The 475-nt window shown below is 19.4% G+C and carries 2 protein-coding genes (both cut by a window edge); both read right to left on the reverse strand.

What is annotated here, in order from left to right:
- Nucleotides 1-54: the start of an Hsp20/alpha crystallin family protein gene (locus LUA84_RS03815; protein ID WP_457913303.1), read on the reverse strand. 342 nt of this gene lie to the left of the window's left edge; 54 of the gene's 396 nt are visible here — the first part of the coding sequence; it begins with the start codon at nucleotides 52-54; its stop codon lies beyond the left edge, outside the window.
- On the reverse strand, nucleotides 1-395 hold the 5' portion of the coding sequence (gene amrB, locus LUA84_RS03820) for an AmmeMemoRadiSam system protein B (protein ID WP_308112666.1). 10 nt of this gene lie to the left of the window's left edge; 395 of the gene's 405 nt are visible here — the first part of the coding sequence; its start codon is at nucleotides 393-395; its stop codon lies beyond the left edge, outside the window. The genes LUA84_RS03815 and amrB overlap by 64 nt, the downstream gene beginning before the upstream one ends.
- Nucleotides 396-475 lie beyond the last annotated feature (80 nt).

Consider the following 475-nt stretch of genomic DNA (forward strand, 5'->3'; position numbering starts at 1 on the left):
AGCAAATTCTCTCCTAATTTCGTCATATATGTCATTAAAGTCATCTGTGTCCATAATATTATTTTTTCTTTAATGGTTTCATAAGATAATAAAGACGCATTATCAACAACATTCTTTTCATCATTATTTATTTCAGATGATAAAATATGATTTATTAGATCTATCTTTCCTGTATATAATTTTGTATATTCTATAAAGAATAAAAATGGATATTTACCGCAAAATATTTTACTATCTACTTCCAATTTATATAATTTTTCAGAATCTAAATTTAATGTATATTTTATTATTTTTTCAGATTCTTTTTTTACATTTTTAGATATATTCTCTTTATATATAATATTTCCATAAAATTCTCCATGATGATATAAATTTCCAGNGGATATTAATATTATTTATCTATCTAATTCTTTTGATAATTCTTTTAATAATTTAACAAAATCTTTTATCATTTCTAATTCAATATCTTTTACAA

This window comes from Candidatus Nanopusillus massiliensis, from assembly GCF_920984865.1.